This window comes from Bradyrhizobium sp. CIR18 (assembly GCF_014198295.1).
Lineage (GTDB): Bacteria > Pseudomonadota > Alphaproteobacteria > Rhizobiales > Xanthobacteraceae > Bradyrhizobium.
This window is the reverse complement of sequence record NZ_JACIHF010000001.1, coordinates 1,682,753-1,709,285: the sequence shown is the minus strand read 5'-3', so window position 1 is coordinate 1,709,285 and position 26,533 is coordinate 1,682,753. Positions and strand designations below refer to the sequence as shown.

Annotated in this window: 23 protein-coding genes; 19 read left to right on the top strand and 4 right to left on the bottom strand. The window is 62.0% G+C overall.

The features are described 5' to 3' along the window. The first annotated feature begins 40 nt into the window (after positions 1–40). From GGD65_RS08355 to GGD65_RS08330, 6 genes are all read left to right on the top strand, one after another. The gene (locus tag GGD65_RS08355) at positions 41–1,045 is read left to right on the top strand and encodes an ABC transporter substrate-binding protein (RefSeq protein WP_183233433.1); all 1,005 of its coding nucleotides are present in this window, start codon (positions 41–43) and stop codon (positions 1,043–1,045) included. Then, positions 1,029–1,880: an ABC transporter permease gene (locus GGD65_RS08350; RefSeq protein WP_183233432.1), complete on the top strand. Its 852-nt coding sequence runs from the start codon at positions 1,029–1,031 to the stop codon at positions 1,878–1,880. The genes GGD65_RS08355 and GGD65_RS08350 overlap by 17 nt, the downstream gene beginning before the upstream one ends. Next, a complete protein-coding gene (locus GGD65_RS08345; protein WP_183233431.1) occupies positions 1,880–2,656 on the top strand; it encodes an ABC transporter ATP-binding protein in 777 nt (258 codons plus the stop codon). The genes GGD65_RS08350 and GGD65_RS08345 overlap by 1 nt, the downstream gene beginning before the upstream one ends. Before the next feature lie 9 nt (positions 2,657–2,665). Next, positions 2,666–3,397 carry an aspartate/glutamate racemase family protein gene (locus GGD65_RS08340; protein ID WP_183233430.1) on the top strand — a complete coding sequence of 244 codons (732 nt, stop codon included), beginning with the start codon at positions 2,666–2,668 and terminating at the stop codon, positions 3,395–3,397. Beyond that, on the top strand, positions 3,397–4,818 hold the full coding sequence (gene hydA / locus GGD65_RS08335) for a dihydropyrimidinase (RefSeq protein ID WP_183234996.1): 1,422 nt from the start codon (positions 3,397–3,399) through the stop codon (positions 4,816–4,818). The genes GGD65_RS08340 and hydA overlap by 1 nt, the downstream gene beginning before the upstream one ends. Before the next feature lie 81 nt (positions 4,819–4,899). Continuing rightward, positions 4,900–5,175 carry a hypothetical protein gene (locus tag GGD65_RS08330; protein ID WP_183233429.1) on the top strand — a complete coding sequence of 92 codons (276 nt, stop codon included), beginning with the start codon at positions 4,900–4,902 and terminating at the stop codon, positions 5,173–5,175. Between the two features lie 436 nt (positions 5,176–5,611). On the opposite strand, the gene GGD65_RS08325 is transcribed toward GGD65_RS08330, so the two are convergent. Then, the gene (locus tag GGD65_RS08325) at positions 5,612–6,490 is read right to left on the bottom strand and encodes a GNAT family N-acetyltransferase (RefSeq protein WP_092252109.1); all 879 of its coding nucleotides are present in this window, start codon (positions 6,488–6,490) and stop codon (positions 5,612–5,614) included. Between the two features lie 342 nt (positions 6,491–6,832). Between GGD65_RS08325 and GGD65_RS08320 the strand changes: the two genes are divergently transcribed. The 3 genes from GGD65_RS08320 to GGD65_RS08310 all read left to right on the top strand — a co-directional run bounded on the left by GGD65_RS08320 (position 6,833) and on the right by GGD65_RS08310 (position 9,795). Next, positions 6,833–7,756, top strand: coding sequence for a glyoxylate/hydroxypyruvate reductase A (locus GGD65_RS08320; RefSeq protein WP_183234879.1), 924 nt, complete (start codon positions 6,833–6,835; stop codon positions 7,754–7,756). Between the two features lie 13 nt (positions 7,757–7,769). Then, positions 7,770–8,126, top strand: a complete 357-nt coding sequence (locus GGD65_RS08315) for a cupin domain-containing protein (RefSeq protein ID WP_092252113.1) — start codon at positions 7,770–7,772, stop codon at positions 8,124–8,126. A 211-nt stretch (positions 8,127–8,337) separates the two neighbouring features. Next, the gene (locus tag GGD65_RS08310; RefSeq protein WP_183233427.1) at positions 8,338–9,795 is read left to right on the top strand and encodes an NAD-dependent succinate-semialdehyde dehydrogenase; all 1,458 of its coding nucleotides are present in this window, start codon (positions 8,338–8,340) and stop codon (positions 9,793–9,795) included. 112 nt (positions 9,796–9,907) lie between these two features. On the opposite strand, the gene GGD65_RS08305 is transcribed toward GGD65_RS08310, so the two are convergent. Continuing rightward, on the bottom strand, positions 9,908–10,597 hold the full coding sequence (locus GGD65_RS08305) for a haloacid dehalogenase type II (protein ID WP_183233426.1): 690 nt from the start codon (positions 10,595–10,597) through the stop codon (positions 9,908–9,910). Positions 10,598–10,940: 343 nt separating this feature from the next. Here GGD65_RS08305 and GGD65_RS08300 point away from each other — a divergent pair, with 343 nt between their 5' ends. Next, entirely contained in the window at positions 10,941–12,317 is a 1,377-nt protein-coding gene (locus GGD65_RS08300; RefSeq protein WP_183234995.1) for an aspartate aminotransferase family protein, read from the top strand. Between the two features lie 28 nt (positions 12,318–12,345). Here the strand turns inward: GGD65_RS08300 and GGD65_RS08295 are convergent, their stop codons facing one another. After that, a complete protein-coding gene (locus GGD65_RS08295) occupies positions 12,346–12,822 on the bottom strand; it encodes an Lrp/AsnC family transcriptional regulator (protein WP_018321783.1) in 477 nt (158 codons plus the stop codon). A 113-nt stretch (positions 12,823–12,935) separates the two neighbouring features. Continuing rightward, positions 12,936–14,261, bottom strand: a complete 1,326-nt coding sequence (locus GGD65_RS08290) for an FAD-binding oxidoreductase (RefSeq protein ID WP_183233425.1) — start codon at positions 14,259–14,261, stop codon at positions 12,936–12,938. A 640-nt stretch (positions 14,262–14,901) separates the two neighbouring features. Here GGD65_RS08290 and GGD65_RS08285 point away from each other — a divergent pair. From GGD65_RS08285 to GGD65_RS08245, 9 genes are all read left to right on the top strand, one after another. Further along, positions 14,902–16,593, top strand: coding sequence for an ABC transporter ATP-binding protein (locus tag GGD65_RS08285; protein ID WP_183233468.1), 1,692 nt, complete (start codon positions 14,902–14,904; stop codon positions 16,591–16,593). Continuing rightward, the gene (locus GGD65_RS08280) at positions 16,590–18,260 is read left to right on the top strand and encodes a peptide ABC transporter substrate-binding protein (protein WP_183233424.1); all 1,671 of its coding nucleotides are present in this window, start codon (positions 16,590–16,592) and stop codon (positions 18,258–18,260) included. Before GGD65_RS08285 ends, GGD65_RS08280 begins: the two co-directional genes overlap by 4 nt. A 55-nt stretch (positions 18,261–18,315) precedes the next feature. Next, a complete protein-coding gene (locus GGD65_RS08275; RefSeq protein ID WP_183233423.1) occupies positions 18,316–19,266 on the top strand; it encodes an ABC transporter permease in 951 nt (316 codons plus the stop codon). Between the two features lie 38 nt (positions 19,267–19,304). Then, a complete protein-coding gene (locus GGD65_RS08270; RefSeq protein WP_018321788.1) occupies positions 19,305–20,183 on the top strand; it encodes an ABC transporter permease in 879 nt (292 codons plus the stop codon). A gap of 53 nt (positions 20,184–20,236) precedes the next feature. After that, positions 20,237–21,547 (top strand): FAD-binding oxidoreductase, encoded by a 1,311-nt coding sequence (locus tag GGD65_RS08265; RefSeq protein WP_183233422.1) that lies wholly within the window; start codon positions 20,237–20,239, stop codon positions 21,545–21,547. Between the two features lie 72 nt (positions 21,548–21,619). Then, positions 21,620–23,047, top strand: coding sequence for a threonine synthase (gene thrC / locus GGD65_RS08260; protein ID WP_183234877.1), 1,428 nt, complete (start codon positions 21,620–21,622; stop codon positions 23,045–23,047). Positions 23,048–23,081: 34 nt separating this feature from the next. Beyond that, positions 23,082–24,050: a homoserine kinase gene (locus GGD65_RS08255; RefSeq protein ID WP_183233420.1), complete on the top strand. Its 969-nt coding sequence runs from the start codon at positions 23,082–23,084 to the stop codon at positions 24,048–24,050. 370 nt (positions 24,051–24,420) lie between these two features. Next, entirely contained in the window at positions 24,421–25,293 is an 873-nt protein-coding gene (locus GGD65_RS08250) for a GNAT family N-acetyltransferase (protein WP_183233419.1), read from the top strand. A gap of 26 nt (positions 25,294–25,319) precedes the next feature. Continuing rightward, positions 25,320–26,489, top strand: a complete 1,170-nt coding sequence (locus tag GGD65_RS08245; protein ID WP_183233467.1) for an alanine racemase — start codon at positions 25,320–25,322, stop codon at positions 26,487–26,489. Positions 26,490–26,533 lie beyond the last annotated feature (44 nt).

Genomic DNA, 26,533 nt, shown 5'->3' with positions numbered 1-26,533 from the left:
GAGACGCGCGAGATCTCGCGCCTTCGAAACGGAGTTTGCGATGCGGACGAGTTTGCGACTGGGCCTTGTGATGATGGCGGCGATGTTCGGGGCTGGCGATTTTGCCTCCGCGCAAGCCCCGAAGATCAAGCTCGGCTACGCCAAATGTGCGCACTGCCTGCCGATGTCGCTGATCCCGGGCATGGCGAAAGGCGTCGAGATCGAGGCTACCGGCTTCAACTCGGGCAATGACGTGCTCACGGCCCTAGTGTCGAAGAGCATCGACGTCGCGCAGGTCACCTATCTCCACTACATCACCGCGCTTGACAAAGGTTTTGACGTTGTCGCCGTATCAGGCCAGATCAACGGCGGCTCGGAGTGTCTCTCCTCCGCGAAGCTGAACCTTCCCCCTGAGGACTGGACCACGTTCAAGGCGACCGCTCTGAAGGCGAAGAGCGACGGTCAGCCGCTGAAGGTCGCGGCGTCGCGCGGCAATGCGCAGGACATCCACATGCGGGGCGCATTCCTCAAGCAGGGCCTCGATCCCAACAAGGACGTCCAGTTCATCAACATCCCCAATCCGTCCGACCATCTCGCGGCCCTGCAGCGCGGTGAGGTCGACATGATCTGCTCGGTCGAGCCGTTCGCCTCGCAGATCCGGCTTGCGGGCGCCGGCAAGCATTTTGTGCTGCCCTATGACCAGGCCGCCGGCAATCTCACCAATCTCATCGTTACCCGCTCCGACGTGATCGCCAGCCAACGCGCCGGTGTGCAGGGCGTCGTCAGCGCCGTGGTCGAGCTCGACAACAAGTTGATTGCCGACAAGGCGCCGTGGATCGAGGTCATCAACAAGCTCACCGGTCTTGACAAGAATGTGGCGACGGAAGCGCTGAAGAACGCGTCGCCCGATCCGGCGATCCATCGGTCGCAGACGCTCGCGATCGCCGCGATGATGCGCGACCTCAAATACATCTCGAAGGACGTCTCCGCGGAAGCGGAGAAGAACATGGACTACTCGTTCCTGGCGCATGCCACCGGAAAGGCCAAGAATGACCTCGGTTATTGACGTCTCGCCCGCAAGGACGGCCTTTCGGCTGACGCGGGCGTTCCAGGGGCTCGAACGCCTCGTCGTGCCCGCGTTGCTGATCGCGGGCTGGGAGGCCTTTGCCCGCAGTGGCGTGCTGCCGCCCGCGCTGCTGCCGGCGCCGAGCGCGGTGCTGCATGCGCTCGGCGACTGGGTGTTCGGCTTCGACGAGACCACGCAGACCTATTCCGGGCACTGGCTGCGCGACGCGCTCGCCAGCGCGCTTCGCGTGTTCGGCGGCTTTGCGCTGGCGAGCCTCCTCGGCATCCTCGCCGGGGTCGCGATCGGCTGGTCGCGCCTGTTCGAGAAGACGCTGGAGCCGACCCTGCAGATGCTGCGCCCGATCCCGCCGGTGTCCTGGATTCCGCTCGCCATCATCTGGTTCGGCATCGCCGACAAGCCGGCGATCTTCCTCGTTTTCCTCGGTGCCTTCTTCCCCGTGCTAATGAACGCAATCCACGGCGTGAAGACCGTGGACCACAATCTCGTCCGTGCTGGTGCGATGATGGGCGCGAACGGGCGGCAGATGCTGACCGACATCGTGCTGCCGGCGGCGCTGCCCTCGATCTTCGCAGGCCTGCGCATCGCGGTCGGATCGGCCTGGATGCTGACGGTCACGGCCGAGATGGTCGCGGTGAAGAGCGGCCTCGGTTACGTCTTGTGGGACTCCTATTACTTTCTGCGCTACGACATCGTGCTCGCGGCGATGATCTCGATCGGGCTGCTCGGCTATCTCTCCGACCTCGGCCTCAAGGCGATCATGGCGCGCACGCTGCGCTGGCAGCAGACGACCACCGTGCAGGGCAGGGCGGGCTGATGGCGGCAATCGAGCTTCGCAACATCGTCAAGGTGTTCTCCGACAAGCGGCGCGGCCGCGACCTGCTGACGTTGGACAACATCAATCTCGACATCGAGGCCAACGATTTCGTCTGCCTGCTCGGCCCCTCCGGCTGCGGCAAGTCGACACTCCTGAACATCATCGCCGGCTTCGAGCAGGCGACCTCCGGCCGCACGCTGGTCGACGGCAAGCAGGTGGAGCGGCCCGGCTCGGACCGCGGCGTGGTGTTCCAGCAGCCGACCCTGATGCCGTGGCTGACCGCGATCGACAACATCGCCTTCCACCTCAAGCTCAAGGGCGTTGCCAAGGCCCAACGGCACGACCGCGCCATGGAATTCATCGATCTCGTCGGCCTGCGAGGCTTCGAGCACCATCATCCCTCTGAAATGTCCGGCGGCATGAACCAGCGCGTCGGCATCGCACGCGCGCTGCTCATGAACCCCAGCGTCATCCTGATGGACGAGCCGTTTGCGGCGCTGGACGCCCAGACCAAGCTCGAAATGCAGGAAGAGCTGGTCGCGATCTGGCAGAAACGGCGCTGCACCATCGTGTTCGTTACCCACAGCGTCGACGAGGCGCTGGTGCTCGGCAACAAGATCGTGGTGATGACCAGGCGGCCCGGCCGGATCCGCGAGGCCGTCAATTTCGACCTGCCGCGCCCGCGCGACATCACGAGCCCCGAATTCAACGATGCAAAGCGCCACGTCCTGTCCCTGATCCGGGAGGAGTCGACGCGCCTTGCGCAGGCGTCGTAGGGTAGCGCCATGCGCAAGCGTCTCGGCATGATCACGCCGTCCTCCAACTCGGTGCTGGAGCCTGTCACCAGTGCGATGCTGGCCGGCGTCCCTGGCGTCACGGCGCACTTCTCGCGTTTCCGCGTCACCGAGATCGCGCTCGACGCAACGGCGCTCAGCCAATTTGACGCGTCCGCGATGCTTCCCGCCGCGGACTTGCTGGCCGATGCCAAGGTCGATGCGATTGCCTGGAACGGCACCTCGGCGAGCTGGCTCGGAATCGGGCGAGATCGAAGCCTTTGTGAAGCGATCACGGCGCGCACAAGTGTGCCGGCAACGACGTCGACGCTGGCCTGCATCGAGGCCACCCGCGCGCTCGGCGCCAAACGCATTGGCCTCGTCTCGCCATATACCGACGACGTGCAGCGGCGAATCGGCGATGTCTGGGCCGAGGCGGGCGTTGCCCCGCACGCAGAGCGCCACCTCCGCTTGCGCGACAACTTTTCCTTCGGCGAGGTCGCGCCGGCGACGATCGCGGACATGATCCGCGCCGTGGCTAGTGAGGGTGCCGACGCTATCGTCATCCTATGCACCAATCTCGACGGTGCAGCCCTGGCAACCGCGCTGGAGCGGGAGCTGGACATCGCCGTGCTCGATTCGGTCGCGGTCACGCTATGGCGGACGCTCTGCCTCGCCGGCGGCGACCTCTCGGCTCTTGCGCAGTGGGGGCGGATCTTCCAGACAATGCCAGTCATCAAGTGATGGAGACATCAGTGACGCAGCTCGATCTCGCCATTCGCGGCGGCACTATCGTGACGGCCAGCGACGAGTTTCGCGCCGATATCGGAATTCGCGCCGGCCGCATCGTCAGCATCTCCGACCGCATCGAGGGCGCGGCGCGCGAGATCGATGCGAGCGGATTGCTCGCGCTGCCGGGCGGCATCGACAGCCACGTCCACATCTCGCAAGCCTCGGGCCCCGACGTGGTGATGGCCGACGATTTTGCCTCGGCGACACGCGCGGCAGCGGCCGGCGGCAACACCATGGTGCTGCCCTTCGCGCTGCAGGAGAAGGGGACCTCGCTGCGCACCTGCGTCGAGAACTATCGCAAGCTTGCCGAAGGCGAGTGCTACGTGGACACCGCCTTCCATCTCATCATCTCTGATCCGACCGCGGTCGTGCTCGGGCAGGAGCTGCCGGCCCTGGTCAAGGACGGCTACACCTCCTTCAAGGTGTTCACGACCTATGACGACCTCGTGCTCAGCGACAAGCAGCTGCTCGAGGTATTCGAGGTTGCGCGCCGCGAGGAGGCGCTGGTGATGGTTCATTGCGAGGGCTATGACGCCATTCGCTTCCTCACCAGCAAGCTCGAGCGCGAGGGCCACATTGCACCCTACTATCACAGCACTTCGCGGCCCCAGGCGGTCGAGCGCGAGGCGACACATCGCGCCATCAGCCATGCCGAGGTGATCGGCGTTCCCATCATGATCGTGCACGTCTCCGGGCGCGAGGCGATGGAGCAGGTGCGCTGGGCCCAGCAGCGCGGACTGCCGGTTCATGCCGAGACCTGCCCGCAATACATCACGCTCACGGCCGACGACATGAAGGGCCTGAACATGGACATCACGGGCGCGAAGTATGTCTGCTCGCCGCCGCCGCGCAATGCCGAGAGCCAGCAGGCGATCTGGGAAGGCATCACGACCGGCGTGTTCCAGACCTTCTCGTCCGATCATTGCCCGTTCCGCTACGATGATCCCAAGGGTAAGCTGACGCCGAACGCCCGCACCTCGTTCCGCTGGGTGCCGAACGGTATTCCTGGCGTCGAGACGCGGCTGCCGATCCTGTTCTCCGAAGGCGTCTCGAAGGGCCGCATCACCCTGCAAAGGTTCGTCGAGCTGACGGCGACCAACCACGCGAGGATCTACGGTCTCTATCCGCGCAAGGGCTCGATCGGCGTCGGCTTCGATGCCGATATCGTGCTGTGGGACCCCAAGCTGAAGAGGAAGATTCAGCAGGCCGATCTTCACCACGGCGCAGACTATACACCCTGGGAAGGCTTTGACGTCACCGGTTGGCCCGTCACCACCATTGCCCGCGGCCGGGTCGTGTACGACCAGGGCAAGATCGTCGGCGACAAGGGCGCCGGCGAGGTGCTGAGCCGTGGCAAGTCGAGCCTGATCTGATCAGGCGCAGCCTGTCGTGCCGTGTCTGTCGTACGGCGGATCATACGGAACGGGATCGAGCGGCCGAACTGTCGAAAGAGCATGCTCAACCGTGATTGCGCCGATGCGGCCCTGGATGGCACCCTTGTCCAATTTGGGTCGGCTATTCACCGTCTGTTGAAGCGCCGGATCAGCTGTGTCCAGCTCGGACCGATCTGCCTGGCCCTATGCCATGCGGGATCATTGTCGCTTTCTCTTGTCCGGACCACTTTGTTGTTGCAGTTGCACGAGACGCCCATTCAGGCGAATGATATGTGCGCGCCACGCAAATTGCTGGTTCGAGTGCGCGAGGACATCTCCATGCTGCCGGTTCGATGAAAGAATAACCAATTGAATTCGCAAGCCTATCTCTTTTCCGTGGCGCCCATGATGGATTGGAGCGAGAGTTCAAATTTTTCAATTGGTTAGATGGCTGCGTGTGCGCGGCGTGCACCGGGAGATCAAGAAAAATCTCACCACGGCCAACGTAAGCTGGCTTGTTGCGCATGCGCATGATCTGAATTTACGAGGCCAGGAGGCGGGCGATTGCTTACGGCAGTCTCGGCTGTTCGAGGCGGGATAGTCGAAAATCGTGGGTTTGACTCCCACTTTCTCCGCCAATTGCGCGATTGTGTGCGCCAAACTACGATTTCGTGCGCTTGGGGCCGCTTCGCGAGCGACTCGTCCCTCTGCTGGTCGCCCTAGCCACGGCCCGTCTCTGTAGGGTCGCGATCGGCCGTTGGCACCAGTCCCCACGGAGCTTCGCTTCATAGCTTCAGCTCAACGCGTGACCAGCTAGCCCGTACACCCACGGCTCATTTTCCTTTCGGTTCAGGAATCGCCGGCCCTTAGACATCGTCGTGACGGTGTCGGTCATCCCGAGGCGGCTCTGTTGAAGGAAGTCGGCAAACAGACCCGTCTGCTCCCGCGTATCGACGCGGACGAATTGTCTCGCGAGATCCCTGAGATGCACGGCCGTGAGATGGATCGCGTCACAATCATTGCTGGCGATGATCGGGCCGATCACATGACCGCGCCCGAATTCGCGCTTCATGGAATAACCGACGGTCTCTCCGCCGCGGCGCAGGACGGAGATTGACGCACCTTCAGAAAGCAACGCGAGCAGCTTCTGCCGGTTAGTTCCGAACGCGCGTTCGTCCAGTGCCGCGATCTCTCCGATGTTAGCCGTGGACAGCGAGCTCAACTCACCGGCCAGACCCGGCACCGGCGGGGGTGGTGAGACGATCTCTCCTTGCCACAGATGCACGGTGGCTTCCTTCGTGAACCCCAGCGACAGATACAGATGATAGGCGGCATGGGTTGAATTGAGGGTCAAATTCCGGTCGCCACACCGCTCGAAAACCTGCTCCATGAGCCAGCGGCCAGTACCTTGTGCCTGGGTTCGGGGCGATGTGATCACCAGGCCAATCGTCGCGAATTCCTGGCTATAAGGGAACCACATCGCGCTGCCGAAAACGCGGCCTATGCCGTCAACGGCGACGATGCCGTGGCCGGCGCGGCGTAGGAAATCCCAATCCTTGGGGCGATGCGGCCAGCCGACACCGATCGAAAGCGCGTGGAGCAGCTTCACATCAACGTCGTTTATGTCCTTGGCCACCAGTTCAAAGGACTTCACGCGTACCGTTCGTCCCATTCAGCTCATCCATTCCTTTGCGGGCTCAAAGGCCGCGGCCTATCCCCCGCCGACCTTCTGCTGCGTGCCGCACAAGCCCTCTTTTGCAGCAGCATAGCGCGGAAGGCCAGCAGGTTTCGCCTGTTTGGCGGGCGGTACTCGGAATGTTTCGCCGCCAGTGGAGCTCGATTCAGCAGGGAAAGCTACTGGTTGCGGCCTATCGATATCCGGCAACAGCAGGCAGGGTGACCCCAGTGAACGTTGAAGGCTTCGTAGGGCTCGCCGCCTTTCCAGCCCTCGGTGGCCGGCCAGTCCGGTCTCAACGCGCCGCATCCCGGGCGAGGACCTGAGAGGACCACGTCGATGGCGTTCCTTTTCAATTCCGATGCTGCTCGGGCGGCTATATTCCGGCAGGCCTTTGCGCGCGAGCTCCCTGATCTCGAATTCTATCATTCCAGCGAATGCTTCGAGCCGGAAAAGGTACGGTACCTGATAACCTGGAACGCGCCCGACGATCTCTCGCGTTTTCGAAATCTGGAAATGCTCTTTTCCACCGGTGCGGGGGTCGATCAATTCAAGCCGGAGACCCTACCTGGCCACGTCAAGCTCGTGCGCATGATCGAGGATGGCATCATACGCATGATGCAGGAGTACGTCGTGCTTGGGGTGCTGACACTCCATCGCGAGATGCTTGCCTATCGGGAGCAGCAGGGAAGAGGCCTATGGCAGGCTCTTGCAACGCCCCAGGCGGCCGATCGGCGCGTCGGCTTTCTGGGCCTCGGCATGTTGGCGCAAGCTGCGATTGATCGCCTCAAGCCGTTTCGATTTCCGCTTGCCGCGTGGAGCCGCAGCAACAAGACGATCGAGGGTGTCACCTGCTTCCACGGCGAAGATCAGCTTGGCAGCTTCCTGAAAGGTGCGGACATTCTCGTCTGTCTTCTGCCCTTGACGGAGCAAACAAGCGGCATCCTGAGCGCACAGCTGTTCTCTCTCGTGCCGGCGGGAGCAAGACTGCTCCATGTCGGCCGCGGCCCGCAGCTTGACCAGGGTGCACTCATCGAGGCGCTCGACAGCGGGCACCTTGCGGCCGCCATGCTTGACGTCACCGATCCCGAGCCATTGCCAGAGAACCATCCACTCTGGTCCCATCCGAAGGTGATCATCACGCCGCATATCGCGTCCGTGACGCAACCGCATACGGCAGCACAATCCGTCATAGAGAACATCCGGCGCCACCGCGCTGGACGAAATCCGATCGGCCTCGTCGATCGAGCGCTCGGTTACTAACAGGAAAGATGCCATGTCACTTCTGATTGCCATCGACACCAATCCGGATTTTGTACCGAAGAAGGCCGTGCCGGATCCGGAACGTCTCATTTCGGGCAATCCGTCCTTCAAGACCTGGGCGCAGGACGCCTCGAAGGGTGAGAAAGTGCTGACGGGCGTCTGGGAGGCAACCCCCGGCGAGACCCATTCGATCAAGGGCACCACCTTCGAGTTCTGCCACATCATCTCGGGTCTTATCGAAATCGAGGAAAAAGGTGGTGAGACGAAGACTTTCCGCGCCGGCGACAGCTTTGTGATGAAGCCGGGCTTTGTTGGCGTCTGGCGCACGATCGAGACCGTGCGGAAGATCTATGTCTGCCACTATGACTGAGCACGATGCCTGACGGCGGCCTCACTAAACGACGGCCAGAACAATCGACTTTCGAGTGCCCGTCTGACCGGACTCAACGCGGTCAGACGCTTCCTTTTCGATGAAAAATGCGGCGCGCGGTGCTGTATGGCCCAGATGAGACGGCTTGTCTCGCCAATCGCATATCCGGCAGTGTTGGCGGTTTGACCCCGAAGAGTAAGGGAACAAATACATGGTTGCATTGAAAGACAAGGATCTGTTTCGCCAGCAGGCACTGATCGGCGGCCACTGGCGCGACGCGAGTGCGAAGGCGACGGTTGATGTCATCGATCCTGCCAGCCAGCAAGTTCTTGGCACCATCCCCGATATGGGGTGCAAGGAGACCAGGGCTGCCATCCGCGCTGCGGCCGACGCGTTCAAGCATTGGAAGACCAAGGCCCATGCAGAGCGCGCCGCGCTGCTGGAGCGCTGGTATGAGCTGATGCGACACCATGAGCAGGATTTGGCTCTTCTGCTCACGCTGGAGCAGGGCAAGCCACTGGCGGAATCGCTCGGCGAAATCCGCTATGGGGCCTCCTTCGTCAAATGGTTTGCGGAAGAGGCGCGCCGGATCAACGGATCGACGATCCCGTCTCCCACCGTCGATCGCCGCATTCTGGTTTTGAAAGAGCCGGTCGGCGTCTGCGGGATCATCACGCCCTGGAATTTTCCCAACGCGATGATTACACGCAAGGTGGCGCCTGCGCTGGCCGCGGGCTGCACCGTCGTCATCAAGCCCTCTGAATTCACGCCGTTTTCGGGCCTCGCGATCGGTGTGCTGGCGGAGCGGGCAGGAATTCCACCTGGCGTGATCAACATCGTGACGGGTATGCCGGCGGAAATTGGCCAGGAACTGATGGCCAATGAGTCCGTCCGCAAGATCTCGTTCACGGGATCGACCCGCGTCGGCGCGCTGCTGATGAAAGGCGCCGCCGACAACATCAAGCGGCTCAGTCTCGAGCTCGGCGGCAACGCGCCGTTCATCGTCTTCGACGATGCCGATATCGACCGCGCCGTCGAGGGCGCAATTGCGTCGAAGTTCCGCAACGGCGGACAGACCTGCGTCTGCTGCAATCGCATTCTTGTCCAATCGGGTGTCTACGATGCCTTTGCACAGAAGCTCGCCGGCAAGGTCGCGAAAATGAAGGTCGGTGCCGGTACGGAAGATGGGGTCGCAATCGGGCCGATGATCAATGGCGCAGCGATCGAGAAGATCAAGCGGCACGTCATGGACGCTCTGGATAAAGGCGCAAAGATCATCGCTGAGAGTGAGGCGGTGCCGGAGGGCCGGCAATTTGCTCGGCCTCTCGTGCTCGGTGGCGCGACGACCGAGATGCTCCTGGCTTCGGAGGAGACCTTCGGGCCGGTCGCGCCGCTTTTCCGGTTCGAGACGGAGGACGAGGCGATAGCGATCGCAAACGGTACGCCCTTCGGTCTTGCGGCGTATTTCTACACTGAAAACCTGAAGCGTTCCTGGCGTGTTGCCGAAGCGCTGGAGTTCGGCATGGTCGGCCTGAACACCGGCCTGATCTCGACGGAGGTCGCGCCTTTCGGCGGTGTCAAACAGTCGGGCCTGGGACGCGAGGGATCTCAGCTCGGGATAGAAGAATATCTCGAGAGCAAGGCCCTTCATGTCGGCGGCCTGGATTGAGCGTCCATCGGATCTGAAACAAGAAAAGGGGGCGGTTGAACCGCCCCCTTTTCTTTGACCAGCGCAGATCTCTATTGCTGAAGTGCCGCGAGCGATCCCGAAAGAACTGCGCTCAGGCGCTTTTACGAAGAGGCTCCAGGCCGACTGCGGCAGCCAAGCCGCCGATGCCAGAGACCTCGGTGTATTCATAGAAGGGGTTCGCCGGCTCGTGACCGCGGTTCACCCATACCTTGCTCTTGATACCCAGATCGTAGGCGGTCATCAGATCGTAGCGGAACGAGGAGGAGACGTGGGTGATATCTTCCGGGCCGCAGCCCAGCTTGTCGAACATGTATTCGAAGCCTTTCATGTGCGGCTTGTAGGCGCCAGTCTCCTCGGCCGTGATGACCATGTGGAAGGGAGCGCCGAGCTTCTCCACGTTGGACATGATGAGGTTCTTCATGGAGTTCGACAAGATGACCAGCGGGATCTCTTTGGCAACCTTGGCCAGACCCGCTGGGACGTCGGGATGTGGACCCCATGTGTGGATCTCTTCATTGATGCGCTGGGCATCCTCCGGCCGAAATACGATACCGTTGCGCTTGCAAGCGCGCTCAACTGAATTATGCACGACCTCGAAGTACGGCTTCCACGCGCCAAGAACTTCGTCCAGGCGATAGGCGGCGAAATCCTTGATGAAACTAGCCATCGTCGTGGCAGAAAGTTGAGATCCGTAGACTCTCCTTGCCGCGCCGGCCATGTCGAAATTGGTCAGCGTGCCGTAACAGTCGAAGGTGATGTATTTCGGTCTAAACGTTGCCATGGCTCGATCCTTTTCGGTCCTCACGCACCGCGCTCCGGTACGACAGGGATCATAGCGGGCAGACGACCGGATAAAGCACCGCTGTCGCGGTGACCGGGAGCAGATTGTGTCGTATCGGATCGGAGCTGTGGCAGAGAGTTGTGCGAAATAGGCGCATCCGACGTGAGCGCCAATGCCTGGCGCGGGCCGATGCCGGCATAAGATGCCGCACTGGTGCCCAATCAAAGTCAAAACGCCCTCCGTCCATGTCCTGCCTGGGAGCAAGTGCTGTCTTCGGCAGCTTATGTTGGCCCAGACACGACGGCCTGCTCGCATAAACATCGCGACCGATCTGGAGGACAATATGTTGAGCAACTCGCTGATTGAACTCGATCGCGCGCATCTGATTCACCCGGTCTCATCCTATCGCAGCCATGAGGCGTCGGGTGTGCGCATGCTGAAATCAGCGAAGGGCGCGACCCTGACCGATGCCTCGGGACGTCAATTGCTCGACGGGTTCGCGGGTCTGTGGTGTGTCAATGCCGGCTACGGGCAGGACAGCATCGTCGAGGCGGCCACGAGGCAGTTGCGTGAACTTCCCTATGCGACGGGCTATTTCGGTTTGGGCTCGGACCCGGCGATCCGGCTGGCGGCCAGGTTGGCTGAATTGGCGCCTGGCGATCTGAACCATGTCTACTTCACGCTGGGTGGCTCCGATGCCATCGACAGTACGATCCGGTTCATCAGGTACTACTATCATTCCAAAGGGCGGCCGCAGAAGGACCAGTTCATTTCCGTCGAGTCTGGCTACCATGGATCGTCGACGGCAGGGGCTGGCTTGACGGCGCTGCCCGCCTTTCATGCGGGCTTTGGGGTGCCATACAACTGGCAACACAAGATCCCCTCGCACTACGCCTATCGCAACCCTGTCGGTTCCCATCCCCAGGCTATCATTGCGGCGTCGGTCGCGGCCTTGCGGGCCAAGATCGCCGAGCTCGGCGCCGAACGCGTCGCCGCCTTCTATGTCGAGCCGATACAGGGGTCAGGAGGCGTCCTCGTTCCGCCGCCGTCCTGGCTGAAGGCGATGCATGCGGTCTGCAAGGAGCACGATATTCTGTTCGTTGCCGATGAGGTCATCACCGGCTTTGGCCGTGTCGGTCCGCTCTTCGCCTGTGAAGAGGATGACGTCGTGCCGGATCTCATGACCACGGCAAAGGGGCTAACCTCTGGCTACGTGCCGATGGGGGCCGTTCTCATGTCCGACGGCGTCTACAACACGATTGCCGATGGCGCCGGCAAGGCGGTCGTCGGCCACGGCTACACCTATTCCGCTCATCCCGTCAGCGCAGCCGTTGGGCTCGCGTGCCTTGATCTCTATGAAAACGGCTTGCTGGAAAACGGCCGGAAGGCCGGGCACCGGCTGATGGAAGGTCTTCGGGCGCTTGCCGATCATCCGCTTGTCGGCGATATCAGGGGTCGCGGCATGCTGGCTGCAATCGAGCTCGTGACTGACAAGGAGCTCAAGACGCCTCTGCCGGCGGAAGCCGACGCGGTGCGCCGCATCTTCGACCGCGCGTGGGACAATGGTCTCGTGATCCGCGCCTTCGCGCAAGGCGTGCTGGGCTACGCGCCGCCGCTGTGCTGCACCGATGACGACATCGACGGCATTATTGAGCGGACAAAGACGACGCTCGACCAGACGCTCGAAGACAAGGACGTCCGCGCGGCGATGAAGGGATGATCACCGCGCTGCCGGTCGGAGATTGTTCTTAGCTATCGAAGATGCTTTCGAGCGGCAGATGGGATTTCACGATCGGGGACTTCAGCACGACGAAACTGAAATACTTGTCGATGCCGATATCCATCTCGACCAGGCGTTCCATGACCGCTTGGTATTCGCTGATCCCCGCCGTGATGAACTTCACGAGATAGTCGTACCCACCCGAAACCAGATGGCATTCGACGACCGAATCGATCTTTTCGATCGTCGTGAGAAAGCGAGCGAAATCGATCTGCCGGTGGTTCTTCAGGGTGATTTCAGCGAAGACCGTCAGAGTTTGTCCGAGCTTGGCAACATCGATCTGGGCGGAATAGCCGGTGATGAAGCCCTCCGTCTGGAGCCTCTTGACGCGCATCAGGCACGGGCTCGGCGAAAGATTTATCAGCTCTGCGAGCTCGACGTTGGAAATGCGCCCGTTCTTCTGCAGTTCGCATAAAATCCTGATGTCGATCTTATCGAGCTTCATAGCAATGCCATCAGATGGGGCCGACAACGGCGTCAGGGCTTTGAGTCTTCAGCGTCATATGCATTGTCATAGCATCAACCAGCAGCTTTTCCCAACGAGGCGGAAACTGCAATTCAGAACTCGCTGACCTTCCCCCAGGCGCTCATTTTCAGCCGTTCCGGCCTGTAGGGACGCGGGTCGACGATCGGTGCTCGACCGGTGATGATGTCGGCGATCATGTGCCCGGTGCCGGGCCCAATCCCGAAGCCGTGCCCACTGAACCCCGCCGCAAGGATGAAGCCTGGAATGGATTCAACTTCGCCGATTGCCGGAATGCCGTCCGGTGTGCTGTCGATGTAGCCGGCCCAGACGTTTGAGATGGCGAGGTGCCGCAGCTCGGAGACCAGCTTGCACGCGCGTCGATGCGTCAGCCGAATCTGCCCCATGTCGGGGCGGGGGTTGAGCGTTCGGTTCAGCTCCATCGGGGTCACCTCGTCGAGCCTCCATTTCGCCAGGGATTCGTGGCCTTGCCGCATGCCCTCGAAGGCGCCGGGGCTGAGGCTTCGCCAGCGGCGGGCGAACATGGGGAGGAATTCGCGGCCGAACCTGACCTGCTGCGGCGTCGGATCTAGTCGCGCGCGCCCGCTGATGGCCAGCGTGTATCCGCCATCGCCGCGGCGCGTGGCCGACACGAGCCCTGCGTAAAGGGCATCAGGCAGGTCGGCCGCGCCCGGGGCCAGGGCGAGAATCGAAGAGCACACGGATGCCTGCGGGAAGCGAATTCCGAGCTGGTTGCAGAACGAAGATGCCCATGCGCCTCCTGCCATGACCACCGTCTTCGTCCGGATCGTGCCCGCCTCGGTCACCACGCCGTTGACCCGGCCGGCACTGAGCTCGATGCCGCGCGCGGCGCAGAGCTGGTGCACCGTGCCGCCCGCCGCCATGATCGCACGCGCGGCGATGGGAACGGCCTTTGAAGTGTCCGCCGTCCCGTCTGTCGGCGAGAAGACGCCGCCTCTCCATTTGCGGCCCGTCGCCTTGCCGCGCTCGTTCGCTTCTTCCGCACTCAACATGTGCGTCGTGACGCCCACCGTACTGGCGAAGTCTCGCCACTTCGCCCAGCCCGCCAGCTCATTTTCGTCGTTCGACAAATACAAAAGCCCGCAGCGGCGAAAACCCGTATCTTCACCGGTCTCTCCGGCAACTCTGTCCCAGAGATCGAGGCTCTTGGTTGCAATCGGGAGCTCGCGCGCGTCGCGGTTCTGCTGACGGCACCATCCCCAGTTGCGGCTGGACTGCTCGGCGGCGATGCGGCCCTTCTCGAGCAAGGCAACCTTGAGCCCGCGCCGGGCGAGATAGTAGCTTGTGAACACGCCCACCACGCCGCCGCCGATGACGACGACGTCCGCCTCACGAGGCAGGGATGGACTGGATTCGATATGCAGGAGCGGCGCGCTCATCCGACAGGGATCTCCGGTGGTTGCGTAGCGTAACCGGGGAATTGCGGCAGGCCCCGCGGACTTTGGCCATGAGACCGAATATCCTGCGGTTTACTGCCTTTGACACAGGCTATTATTGCGAAAATACTTTGCTTGGATCGCAGCTTGCAGGCGGCGAGACTGATGCACGTGCTCCTGCGATCCGTCGCGCGCCGCCGCGGCAGGGCTGGCGGCGCAGACTGAAATGCCAAATCGGACTTCGTTTTCAGAAGTTCCTGCTGCTTCGATGCCGGCTTTCGGCGACTCCAGGGTGATTCAAATCGTCAAGATCGGCAGAACGGATCGAAGGATCGAAGTCCATAGAGGCAACCCGCATGAGCCTTGTCGAGGAGCAGATCTTGGCAGAAGCGATCAAGCTATGAGCTCGGCACCATCCATGCTTCGCTTCGATCGAACTGACCTGTTCGGTCGGCGCCGCACTGCGAAGAAGAGTTCTTGCCTCTTGCGCGGGGAGGCCTGAATCATGTCGCAGTCTCCAATGGAGGAATGGCACGTCGAACGTCAAATCGTCGACCTGTCGAAGAAGCGTGGCAAGGCAAAGAACCGAAAGCGCGGCTCGCAGCAGGATGGCCGAACGAAGCTAAAAAGGGAGGATGTTCCGATGGCCTCTGGCGAGCCGGCTGCAGCCCCCGCCGATGTCGCGCTGTCGGTGCGCGAACTGACCGTGAGCCTGCCTGAAGGAATGGAGCGGGCCCACGCCGTCGAGAACATCTCCTTCGATCTCAAACGTGGACAGATTCTCTGCATCATCGGAGAATCTGGATCGGGCAAGTCGGTCACCGCCAATGCGATCATGGGGCTTCTGCCGAAGGTGATCAGGGTCACCTCGGGGGCGATCCACCTGAATGGGACGAACATCGTAGGCCTCGCGCCAGAAAAGCTCCGCAGTCTGCGCGGCCGAGTCGTCTCGATGATCTTTCAAGATCCTCTCTCGGCGCTCAACCCGCTGATGACCGTGGGCGCGCAGATCGAGGAGGTGATGGCCGCGCACGACGTGGGCACGCCGGCCTCGCGCCGCAGCCGGGCCATAGACTTGTTGATTGAAGTGGGTCTGCCTGATCCGCAGCTCATGTATCACCAATATCCCTTCCGGCTTTCGGGCGGGCAGCGGCAGCGGGTGATGATCGCTATGGCTCTGGCTCTCGAACCAGCGATCCTGATTGCGGACGAGCCGACCACCGCACTCGACGTGACGACCCAGGCGCAGATCCTGCAATTGATCCGCGACATTCAGCGCCGCAAGGGAATGAGCGTCATGTTCATTACCCATGATTTCGGCGTCGTCGCGGAGATTGCCGACCACGTTGTGGTGATGGAGAAGGGCCATTGCGTGGAGCAGGGCAGTGCCGCGCAGGTGCTGAAGTCGCCCAGTCATCTCTATACGCGCCGCCTGATCGCAGCCGTGCCCCACCTGACCGGCAAGGACCGCGTTCCCTCGGAAGCCGGGGAGCGAGCGTCGATCCTGAAGGTCGAATGCCTGGCAAAGACTTATCGCAGCGGCAGCGCGCTTTTCCGTACGCAGCGCATCGTGCCTGCGGTCAATGGGGTCAGCTTCGACCTCACGTCGGGTCGCACGCTCGGCGTCGTCGGGGAAAGCGGTTCGGGCAAGTCGTCGCTCGGTCGGCTGTTGATCAAGCTCATGGAGTGCGACGGCGGCTCGATTCTGTTCGAAGGCCGCGACATCGCTGGGCTTTCCGAAGCCGAGTTTCGGCCGCTACGGCCGAACATCCAGATGATCTTTCAGGATCCTTTCGCATCGCTCAATCCGCGATCGACGGTCGGTCAAATTCTCACTGTCGGCCCGGTCGCGCATGGCATGCCTTATGACAAAGCTTGCGAGCGTGCGCGGGAGCTTCTGTCCCATGTCGGCCTGGATGCAGGCGCCTTTGAGCGCTATCCGCACGAGTTCTCCGGCGGGCAGCGCCAGCGCGTCGGCATCGCGCGGGCGCTGATGTTCAAGCCAAAATTGCTGATTGCCGACGAAGCGGTCTCAGCGCTCGACGTATCGATCCAGGCCCAGATCTTGAAGCTGCTCGACCAGATCCAGCGGGAGACCGGCGTCTCGATGATCTTCATCACGCATGATCTGCGCGTCGCAAGCCAAATCTGCGATGAAATCGCCGTCATGCATCGAGGACAAATCGTGGAACGCGGACCGCCGTCCCAGATATTCCTCGATCCGAAATCCACCTACACGCGAGAACTGGTGGCAGCAATCCCGGGCGAGCAACCCCTGAGCATGCCCGAACATGCAGAGTACGGCGGACAGCACAAGGGAGGAGAGACGTTATGAGAAAGGGTTCTGCAACGACATCGAGCTACTCGCGGCGTGATGCTCTGCGAATGGTGGCGATCGGCGGAGCTGCCGGCCTGATCGCGCCCAACCTATTGGGCAAGCCGGCCCACGCGCGCACCTCTCCGACAAAGCCAACCGGCCGCGTGATCGTCGGGCTTGGACAAGAGCCCACCGTCTTCAATCCGCTGATGGTACACATTGAAGTCGATGATGGCGTGCACTTCTCGGTCTTCGACGCGCTGTTCCGCATCGATCCTCAAGGCGTTATCCAGCCCAACTTGGCCGTGGAAGTGCCGAACCAGAAGAATGGCGGCATTTCGGAAGACGGTCTCAAATGGCGTATTCGTTTGCGCGACGATGTCCGCTGGCACGACGGCAAACCGTTCAGCGCCGAGGACGTGAAGTTCACGCTCGAGCTGATTACGAATCCGAACTTCCGGAGTTGGCGCACGGCCGGCCATGCTCTCGTGCGCGACATCACGGTGGTCTCGCCGACGGAGATCACGTGGCGAATGGAGGAGGCCTTTGCGCCGTATCTGTCGTTCCTGACCGAAACATTTATCGTCCCCAAGCACATCCTCGAGAAAGAGGCCAATCCGAACAACGCCGCCTTCAACCAGGCACCGGTCGGAACCGGCGCCTTCAAGTGGAGCAAGAGGGTTGCTGGTGATCATCTCGAACTCGTTGCGAACACCGAATACTTCGGTGATGGCCCTCACATCGAGAGGCTGGTCTTCAAATACATTCCCGATCTCACGGTCCTCTACACCCAGTTCAAGAGCGGCGACATTGATCTCGTGGGCCAGCCTTACATCACGCCCGATCATCACGGGGAAGCCAAGACGCTGCCAAACCGTGTGGTGACGCTCGTCCCAAGGACCTCGTTCGAATCCTTCTATCTGAACCTCGAGCGCCCGCAGTTCAAGGAGCTTGCCGTTCGCGAGGCGCTCTACGCGGCGATTGACAAGGAGGCGATCATTCAGGGGCTCTATTACGGCGTGCCGACCCCGACAGAGACGTTCATGCCGCGGCAGTCCTTCTTCTTCAACGCCAATCTGCCCCTGCACAAATTTGATGTGAATCGCGCGGGCAAGATCCTCGACCAGGCCGGCTGGGCAAAGGGCGCGGACGGCATTCGCGCCAAGAACGGCGTTCGCCTGTCCTTTACCAATTCGACCACGTCGGGCGATCCCCTTCGTGAACAGGTGCAGCAGTTCCTGCAGCAGACGTTCGCGCAACTGGGGGTCGAGATGAAGATATCGAACCTGCCCGCCGCCGTGATGTGGGGCGATTTCTGGGTGCAATCGCAGTTCGATTCCGTGATCGTCGGCAGCTCGTATCTGATTGGCGCCGATCCGGACGTCACCAATCGCCTCCACTCGCGCTCGATCGCAGCGAAGGGAGGCCGCGGCTCGAACAATGCCCAATACGCAAATCCGGAGGTCGATGCCCTCCTTGACAAAGGCGCCCGCACCTTCGATCCCGAAGCGCGGCGCGCGATCTACTCTCGCGTACAGGAACTCGTGCGCCGCGATCTGCCTTTCCTGCCGTTGTATCAGAGCAACTCGGTCCAAGGTCTCAAGAAAGGGATCAATGGATTCGTGCCGAATGGCAACACGCGCACGGAGTCCTGGAACGCGCTCGCTTGGTATTGGGCGAGCTGATGTCTCGCCGGACGGACCGCGTCGGACGGTGTTGTCACGCTAATGGAGGACTCGAATGTCCGCCTTCCTGCTGAATCGTCTCTTGCAGAGCATCGTGCTGCTGGTGATCGTCTCGATCATCGGCTTCACGGTTCTCAACCTCATGCCGGGTGGTCCTCTGGCGCAGTTCGGGCTCGATCCGGGGATGACCCAGAAGGATGTGGAGCGGCTCGCAGCGCAGCTCGGGTTGAACCGGCCGCTATGGATGCAGTATCTCGATTGGGCCTGGCGGCTGCTCCAGGGCGATTGGGGACACTCGTTCCGCGATGGCTCTTCGGTGCTGACGGTGATTGGTCGACACTTGCTGGCGACGCTACTGCTTATGGGTACGTCCACCGTATTTGCGATCGGGGTGGGTGCCTGGATCGGAATCCGGGGCGCCACCCACCGCTATTCGCTGTTCGACTACTGCGCGACTGTCGGCGCCATGGTGGCGCTGTCCGTTCCGACGTTCTGGTTTGGCCTGATCGGCATCTACATCTTCACCCTGAAGCTGGGTTGGGTGCCCGCAGGCAACATGTACACGATTGGCGACGGCTCGGTACTGGACTATCTGCATCACCTGATCTTGCCGAGCCTGGTGCTGTCCCTCGTTCATGTCGCTATCTGGAGCCGTTACATGCGGACGGCAACGCTCGATGCGCTCAGTCAGGATTTCGTCAAGACGGCCCGGGCCAAGGGCGTGAGCGAACGCCGCATCTTGCTGAAACATGTCATCGGCAATGCGCTGTTGCCGATGATCACGCTGGCAGGGATGCAATTGCCCAGCGTTCTCACCGGCGCGCTGGTCACGGAGACCGTGTTCACCTGGCCGGGCATGGGGCGGCTGTTTCTCGACAGCCTTGGTTACAGCGACTATCCGGTCGTGATGGGGCTGTTGATCTTCTCGGCCATCCTGGTCCTGTTGGGTAATCTGATCGCAGACATCGTGATCGCCACCGTCGATCCGCGCATTCGCCTGGCCTGAGCCTGCAGACTCACGACAGATAAGAGGAGCGAGTAGATATGACCGCCATCGTCGCGCACGCAGCTCCGGCCCGCTGGTGGCACAGCCGTGCCGTTATCCGCTTCATGCGTCACCACCTGGCGCTCTTGGGAATCGCGATGATCACCCTGCTCGTGCTGGCGTGCGCCATCGGTCCCTATGCCTTGCCCTACGATTCGCTCCACATCGATCTGCGCGCCCGCTTTGCTCCGCCGCTGACAGGCAACCATTACTTAGGCACGGATCCCTTAGGGCGAGACCTCGCGGTGCGGCTGTTGATGGCCGGGCGCGTCTCGCTGGCGGTGGGGTTCTCCGCCATGTTGCTGTCGACGTTGATCGGCACGCTCATTGGCGTGACGGCCGGCTATCGCGGGGGTTGGGTCGGGGCGGCATTGATGCGGACGGTCGATGGCTTCCTGTCCTATCCCTCGATCTTTCTCGTGCTGGCGCTGGCCGCAACGCTGCGGCCGAGCCCGGCGATGATCACCGTGATCATTGCCGTCACGAGCTGGATGGAGACTGCGCGAATCGTCGAGGCCGAGGTCCGTTCCCTGCGCGAGCGCGAGTTCGTCCAGGCCGCGCGCATGGTCGGGCTTCGCAGGGCGCACATCATGTTCCGCGAGATCCTGCCCAATGCCATGGGTCCCATCATCGTCGCCGCAAGTCTGGCCGTCGCGCGCGCGATCCTTCTGGAGGCCTATATCAGCTTTCTCGGCTACGGCATCCAGCCGCCGCTGCCCAGCTGGGGCAACATGCTCAATGGCGCCCAGCAATATCTGGCGAGCGCTCCCTGGCTTGCCATCATTCCCGGTGCCGCCATTACGATGGCGGTGACGAGCTTCAACTTCATCGGCGATGGCTTGCGAGATGCCCTCGACGTTCGAAACGACCACATCTGAACGATTTCAACTGAGTCGCGGCAGAAACCAGCGACCATACGAGAAGCAAAGCCATGCACGCGCCGAGAGTTGCCGAGAAGGCCACGCCCTATTGGTGGGAAGCCGCGCCGCTTAAGCCGCCGCCTCAGCAGCCAATAGCCAGGAAGCTCGACGTGTTGATCGTGGGCGCGGGCTATGCAGGGCTCTCGGCCGGTCTGGTGCTGGCGCGCGAGGGCCGCTCGGTTGCGGCCTATGACGCCATGGACCCTGGTGAAGGAGCTTCGACGCGCAACGGCGGTATCACCAGCGGATCCATTCGGCCCGATTACGCGACGCTCACGCGCCGGTTCGGAGAGGAGAGGGCGCTGGCGATCGAGGCGGAAGGCAAGGCCGCGCGCGAGTTCCTGTACGATTTCATCAGGACGGAAGGCCTCGCCTGCGACTTCCAGCCGGTGGGGCAGTTCAAAGGCGCCTTCGGCTACGAGCAATACGAGGCCATGGCGCGCACCGCGGAGAGGCTGGCAAAGAAGCTTGGGATCGAAGCCTACGCAGTTCCCTATGCCGAGCAGCGCCAGTATATCGGCACCGATGTCTATCGCGGCGGTACGGTTCGGATCGACATCGGCGGACTGCACCCGGCGAAGTTTCACGCCGAACTGCTGCGGGTCGCGCTCGCTTCCGGATTGAGAGTCCACGCGCGGACGCCCGTGATCTCGATCGACAGAGATGGCTCCGGTTTCCGCGTCGTCACCGCGGCCGGTCCGGTGCAGGCGCGTCAGGTGCTGGTGTGTACCAACGGTTACACCGATGGCGCCGTGCCCTTCCTGCGCCGTCGGCTGGTCCCGGTTCGCAGCCGGATCATTGCGACGGAGGAGCTTGCGCCCGAAGTCATGGCGCGGCTGATGCCGAAACGCATGATGATCACGGAGAACCGGGAGGTCGGCTTCTATTATCGGCCCTCGCCTGATGGCAAACGCATCTTGCTGGGCGGCCGCGACAGCTCTCGTGTCGGCGACCCCGTCGCCCCGAAGCTGCTTCTGCGCAAGGGCCTGGTGAATCTGTTCCCTGAGCTGGAGCCCGTTCGCCTCTCACACAGCTGGTTCGGCCATGTGGCCATGAACCGCGACATGATTCCGCGCATTTTCGAGAAGGAAGGTATCGTCTATGCCAGCGGCTTCTGCGGGTCGGGCGTGGTCTGGGCGCCATGGGTCGGTATGCATGCGGCCCACAAGCTCATGGGACACGAGGAGAGGGCGCGCACCGCGTTCGACTTCAGGCCTCCGGCCTTCATCCCGTTCTATCGAGGCAATCCGTGGTTCATGCCTGCCTTCATTCAAGGCTACCGGATGCGTGACCGGATCGCGATGTGGCGCGCCAGCCGTTGACGGCCGGCAGCACAGCTTACAACCCAGGTCTGAGTTCCGGAGGCACTTCCGCCTCTCTAAAGAAGATTGACGATGCAGTACGTGTCCACGCGCGGCCATTCAGGCCGCAAGCAATTCTGCGAGGCATTGCTTGAAGGCCTCGCCCCGGATGGCGGGCTGTACGTCCCGGAAACCTATCCTCGTGTGGACCACGCCACGCTGGATGCGTGGCGTACGCTGTCCTACGCCAACCTGGCTTTCGAGATCCTGTCGCTCTATGTCGGCGATATTCCCTCCGCCGACCTGAATGCCATCTGTGCAAAGACCTACACGCCGGAGATATTCGGAAAGCCTGACATCGCGCCGCTGCGAAAGCTGGAGAGGGGACTTTACCTCCAGGAACTGTCGAATGGTCCCACGTTGGCGTTCAAGGACATGGCCATGCAGTTGCTCGGCAATCTGCTCGAGTACGAGCTGGCGCGCCGGCAGGAGAACTTGAACATTCTTGGTGCGACCAGTGGCGATACCGGAAGCGCGGCAGAATACGCCATGCGCGGCAAGAAAGGGGTGCGGGTGTTCATGCTCTCGCCCCGCGGACGAATGAGCGCCTTTCAACAAGCTCAGATGTTCAGCCTCCAGGACCACAACATCCACAACATCGCGATAGAAGGCGTCTTCGACGATTGCCAGGACATCGTCAAGCGGGTGGCGAGCGATCTGGAGTTCAAGCAGAAATACAAGATCGGTGCGGTGAACTCGATCAACTGGGCGAGGCTCCTTGCGCAGGTCGTCTATTACTTCTCCGGTTATCTGCAGGCGTCCGAACGGGGGACGACAAGTGTAAGCTTTGCAGTGCCTTCGGGGAATTTCGGCAACATCTGCGCGGGGCATGTTGCGCGCATGATGGGGCTTCCAATATCCCGGTTGGTCCTTGCGACCAACGAGAACGACGTGCTCGACGAGTTTTTCCGTACCGGGGTGTATCGCGTCCGAAGTCGCGCAGACACGCTCGAAACCTCAAGCCCGTCCATGGACATCTCCAAGGCTTCAAATCTCGAACGCTTTGTATTCGACTTGTTAGATCGGGACGCAGAGCGAACGAAATCGCTGTTTGCTGATCAGCTCGGGGAGCGAGGCTCGTTCGATCTGAGTGGAGAATCCAGATTTGCAGAGGCTACAGCCCGTTTCGGCTTCCGTAGCGGAAGGAGCACACATGCCGATCGGCTCGCGACCATCCGTGACACGTGGAAGCGTCGGAACACCGTGATCGATCCACATACGGCAGATGGCGTGAAGGTCGGGCGCATGCACGCGAGTCCCGAGATGCCGATGATTGTGCTCGAAACTGCTCTGCCGATCAAATTCGCCGCGACGATCAAGGAAGCTCTGGGCCGTGAGCCCGATCGCCCGCAAAGCTACGATGGCATTGAGAAGTTGCCGAGGCGGGTCAAAGTCCTTCCCGCGAATGCCCAGGCTGTCAAGAACTACATCACCGAGATTGTGCGTGATAAAGCCTGCTGAACGGCAGATATCGGAACGAAGGTCGCGTCAACCCATGGCCGTATTCACGGAGCTGTCATTCGACCAAGTCACAGCGTTCTTTCGAGCGCGGGGTCTCGGCGCGCCTCGCTCCGTTCGCGGGATCACCAGCGGAATTGAGAATACCAACTACTTCGTCGATACGGATCGGGAAGGGTACGTGCTCACCATTTTTGAGCGCCTCCCCTTCGAGCAGTTGCCGTTTTACCTCCACTTCATGAAGCATCTTGCGGTGCGGGGCATGCCCGTCCCCAATCCGGTCGCCAACCGTGACGGCGAAATCCTTCACTCACTGAAGGGGCGGCCTGCCGCCGTCGTTACCAGGCTTCCCGGTGCAAGCGAGATGGAGCCTACGGTCGCGCATTGTGGTGCCGTCGGAAAATTCCTCGCGCAGGTGCACCTGGCTGGGGCCGATTACCCGCGACAACAGATAAATCCGCGCGGCCTCCAGTGGTGGAACGAGGTTGTGCCGGTGGTCAGCCGCTATGCATCTGCTGGACAGCGCTCGCTGCTCGCGAGTGAATTGGCGTTTCAGAACCAGGTCGCTTTGTCCTCGACCTACCGGCAACTGCCCAGGGGACCGGTGCACGCTGATCTCTTTCGCGACAACGCCTTGTTTGAGCGGGGGCAACTGTCCGGCGTTCTTGATTTCTATTTCGCCGGGTGCGACGCGCTTCTGTTCGACATTGCAGTGTGCGTCAATGATTGGTGCATCGATGGTCCCGCCGGCCGTTACGACGAGGAGCGAGTCATCGCCTTCCTCGACGCATATGAGAGCGTCCGGAGGTTGACTCCTTCGGAGCGCTTGCTGCTTCCCGCGATGCAGCGCGCTGCGGCATTTCGGTTTTTACTGTCGCGCCTGTGGGACGTATATCTGCCCCGCAAAGCTACGCTCCTAAAGCCACACGATCCGGGTCACTTCGAGCGCATGTTGCGCGTGCTGCGTGGAGAGATCCCCATGATGATCGCCGAAATGGCGCCCTAGCGGAGATTGGAGGGAATTATGACGCCGACTCTCGAAGGCCGCGCCGCGGCGCCCGACGCGTCGGCGCGCGACACGTCGTGATAACCGACGTCAATCCGCACCGTCTGGCGCTTGCAGTGGTGCTCCCGCCGCATGTGAGGCGTCAGCTCTGACGGCCCGCTTTCGAGCGCCGTCCTGGCGCGCCCGCCGCTGACGGCAGATTGGCCGCGTCGAGCCGCGAACAATGAAATTCTATGCCGAACTTTGCTCCAGTCCAATTGTGTAATGCTGTCTGGTGAAACGTACAGTGCGGACGATGCGAGGATCAGGTGGACCTCGCCGTCAATCAGGTACTGGCGACAAGTACCGCGAGCAAGAGAAACGTCGACCAATGATGAAGCCCGCAGCTTACCAGGCCGGAGATCGCGACGATCGAGCCGCGGTGCTGGTTCCATTCGCCAGATCACACCTGGAAGGCGCCCTGAAGCTCTCGCAGGAGATGTCCTGGCCCTATCGGCTCGAAGATTGGGATGTCGCGCTGCAGCTGGGCAAAGGCTTTGTTCTGGAACACGGTGGGACGGTGATCGGGACCGCGGCATGGTGGCCGTATGGCGAAACCCATGCTTCCGCTGGTATGATCATCGTCGCGAAGACCGCTCAGGGCCGTGGCTATGGGGCCCGGCTCATGGATGCGTTGCTGACGTCCGCGCGTCCACGAAGCATTGCGCTGAATTCGACCGCCGAAGGCCAAGCGCTTTACCAGCGGCGCGGTTTCGTCCCCATCGGGGTCATCCACCAGCATCAGGGAATTCCCAGAGGACGCCATGAGTCGCCGCCGGGGCTCGTCAGGCCAATGGCTGCCTCGGATTTCGAGGTGATCATGCGACTCGATCGCGACGCTACGGGCTTGGAGAGACGACAGATGCTCGAAAAGCTACTCCAAAGCGGTGATAGCTATCTCCTGCAGCGTGACGGCATGGCCCGCGGCTACGCCATCTCCCGGCTTTTTGGCCGCGGGCATGTCATCGGTCCCGTCGTCGCCGAAACCGAGACCGATGCACAGGCGCTGATCGAGGCTGCGCTCGCGCGGCTCGGCAGTGGTTTTGTCCGCATCGACACCTCTGCCACATCGCAGCTCGGGAGTTGGCTTGAAGGCATCGGCCTGGAGCAGGTCGGCGATGCCACCACAATGATCTTGGGCACGCCGGCACCATCAGGCGGGCCGGCGCGCGTGTTTGCGATTCCCAATCAGTCGTTCGGCTAGGAGACATCGACGTGCGACGCGAGGAGATGAGCGGAACGGATCACCAGAACTCCGAGACGGCCGCAACGCTCGGCACGCTGGCAACGCCGGCTCTCCTGCTCGACGTGCATCGGCTCGATCGCAATCTCGCCCGCCTGTCCTCGCGCATGGCGGAGCGGGGCGTCGTGCTGCGTCCCCACATGAAAACCGCGAAATCCATCGACGTGGCGCGACGGGCTTATCCGTCCGGATCGGGGCCGATCACTGTTTCTACCCTGGCGGAAGCCGAGTATTTCGCGCGGCACGGTTTTCGCGACATGACTTATGCGGTGGGTCTGGCGCCCCACACAGCTGAAAGAGCGATGCGTCTGCGCAAAGCAGGCGTTGACCTCAAGGTACTGCTCGATTCGCCGGAGCAGGCGAGGATGCTCGGCGCCGCCGGTCGTGACGCTGGTGTGACACCCACTGCGTTCATCGAGATTGACTGCGATGGTCACCGCGGCGGGCTGACCGCGGACGATCCAAAGCTCATTGCAGTCGCGGTCGCGCTGGGCGAGGCCGGCATCAAGCTTGCCGGCGTTCTCACCCATGCAGGCGAATCCTACAGCCTCTTCACGCCCGAGGCTCTCGTCGCGGCCGCGGAGAATGAGAGAGCGGTAGCGGTTGCCGCGGCGGAGGCCTTGCGGGCGGCCGGGCACCAATGCCCCATCGTGAGCGTCGGCTCGACCCCGACAGCGCATTTCGCCGAAGACCTGACCGGCGTCACGGAAATGCGGGCGGGCGTCTACATGTTCTTCGACTTGGTCATGCACGGTGTTGGTGTCTGCACGACGGACGACATCGCGATCTCGGTGCTCGCCACCGTGATCGGCACGAAGCCCGAGAAGGGCTGGATTTTGGTCGATGCCGGATGGATGGCGCTGTCGCGCGACCGCGGCACCGCGGCGCAGCGGGTCGACCACGGATATGGTCTGGTCTGCGACGTGGCCGGCAAGGTCTATCCGGACCTGATCGTTTCGCAAGCAAGCCAGGAGCACGGGATCCTCGCCATCAGGCCCGGGTCGGCGCACGCTTTGCCCAATCTTCCGATCGGCGCGAAGGTCAGGATTCTCCCCAATCACGCCTGTGCTACGGCGTCGCAACACGAGTTGTACAACGTCGTCTCCGCCGGCGGCGACGCGACTCACGCCCGATGGCCCCGGATGCGCGGCTGGTAGCACTGGCCGGGCCATTCCCAGCCCCTGGTTCCCGCCGCCGATCG

Coding starts and splice junctions, on each gene's coding strand:
- GGD65_RS08355 (WP_183233433.1), top strand. CDS start 41: ATGCGGACGAGTTTGCGACTGGGCCTTGTGATGATGGCGGCGATGTTC.
- GGD65_RS08350 (WP_183233432.1), top strand. CDS start 1,029: ATGACCTCGGTTATTGACGTCTCGCCCGCAAGGACGGCCTTTCGGCTG.
- GGD65_RS08345 (WP_183233431.1), top strand. CDS start 1,880: ATGGCGGCAATCGAGCTTCGCAACATCGTCAAGGTGTTCTCCGACAAG.
- GGD65_RS08340 (WP_183233430.1), top strand. CDS start 2,666: ATGCGCAAGCGTCTCGGCATGATCACGCCGTCCTCCAACTCGGTGCTG.
- hydA (WP_183234996.1), top strand. CDS start 3,397: ATGGAGACATCAGTGACGCAGCTCGATCTCGCCATTCGCGGCGGCACT.
- GGD65_RS08330 (WP_183233429.1), top strand. CDS start 4,900: ATGCTCAACCGTGATTGCGCCGATGCGGCCCTGGATGGCACCCTTGTC.
- GGD65_RS08325 (WP_092252109.1), bottom strand. CDS start 6,490: ATGGGACGAACGGTACGCGTGAAGTCCTTTGAACTGGTGGCCAAGGAC.
- GGD65_RS08320 (WP_183234879.1), top strand. CDS start 6,833: ATGGCGTTCCTTTTCAATTCCGATGCTGCTCGGGCGGCTATATTCCGG.
- GGD65_RS08315 (WP_092252113.1), top strand. CDS start 7,770: ATGTCACTTCTGATTGCCATCGACACCAATCCGGATTTTGTACCGAAG.
- GGD65_RS08310 (WP_183233427.1), top strand. CDS start 8,338: ATGGTTGCATTGAAAGACAAGGATCTGTTTCGCCAGCAGGCACTGATC.
- GGD65_RS08305 (WP_183233426.1), bottom strand. CDS start 10,597: ATGGCAACGTTTAGACCGAAATACATCACCTTCGACTGTTACGGCACG.
- GGD65_RS08300 (WP_183234995.1), top strand. CDS start 10,941: ATGTTGAGCAACTCGCTGATTGAACTCGATCGCGCGCATCTGATTCAC.
- GGD65_RS08295 (WP_018321783.1), bottom strand. CDS start 12,822: ATGAAGCTCGATAAGATCGACATCAGGATTTTATGCGAACTGCAGAAG.
- GGD65_RS08290 (WP_183233425.1), bottom strand. CDS start 14,261: ATGAGCGCGCCGCTCCTGCATATCGAATCCAGTCCATCCCTGCCTCGT.
- GGD65_RS08285 (WP_183233468.1), top strand. CDS start 14,902: ATGGCCTCTGGCGAGCCGGCTGCAGCCCCCGCCGATGTCGCGCTGTCG.
- GGD65_RS08280 (WP_183233424.1), top strand. CDS start 16,590: ATGAGAAAGGGTTCTGCAACGACATCGAGCTACTCGCGGCGTGATGCT.
- GGD65_RS08275 (WP_183233423.1), top strand. CDS start 18,316: ATGTCCGCCTTCCTGCTGAATCGTCTCTTGCAGAGCATCGTGCTGCTG.
- GGD65_RS08270 (WP_018321788.1), top strand. CDS start 19,305: ATGACCGCCATCGTCGCGCACGCAGCTCCGGCCCGCTGGTGGCACAGC.
- GGD65_RS08265 (WP_183233422.1), top strand. CDS start 20,237: ATGCACGCGCCGAGAGTTGCCGAGAAGGCCACGCCCTATTGGTGGGAA.
- thrC (WP_183234877.1), top strand. CDS start 21,620: ATGCAGTACGTGTCCACGCGCGGCCATTCAGGCCGCAAGCAATTCTGC.
- GGD65_RS08255 (WP_183233420.1), top strand. CDS start 23,082: ATGGCCGTATTCACGGAGCTGTCATTCGACCAAGTCACAGCGTTCTTT.
- GGD65_RS08250 (WP_183233419.1), top strand. CDS start 24,421: ATGATGAAGCCCGCAGCTTACCAGGCCGGAGATCGCGACGATCGAGCC.
- GGD65_RS08245 (WP_183233467.1), top strand. CDS start 25,320: ATGAGCGGAACGGATCACCAGAACTCCGAGACGGCCGCAACGCTCGGC.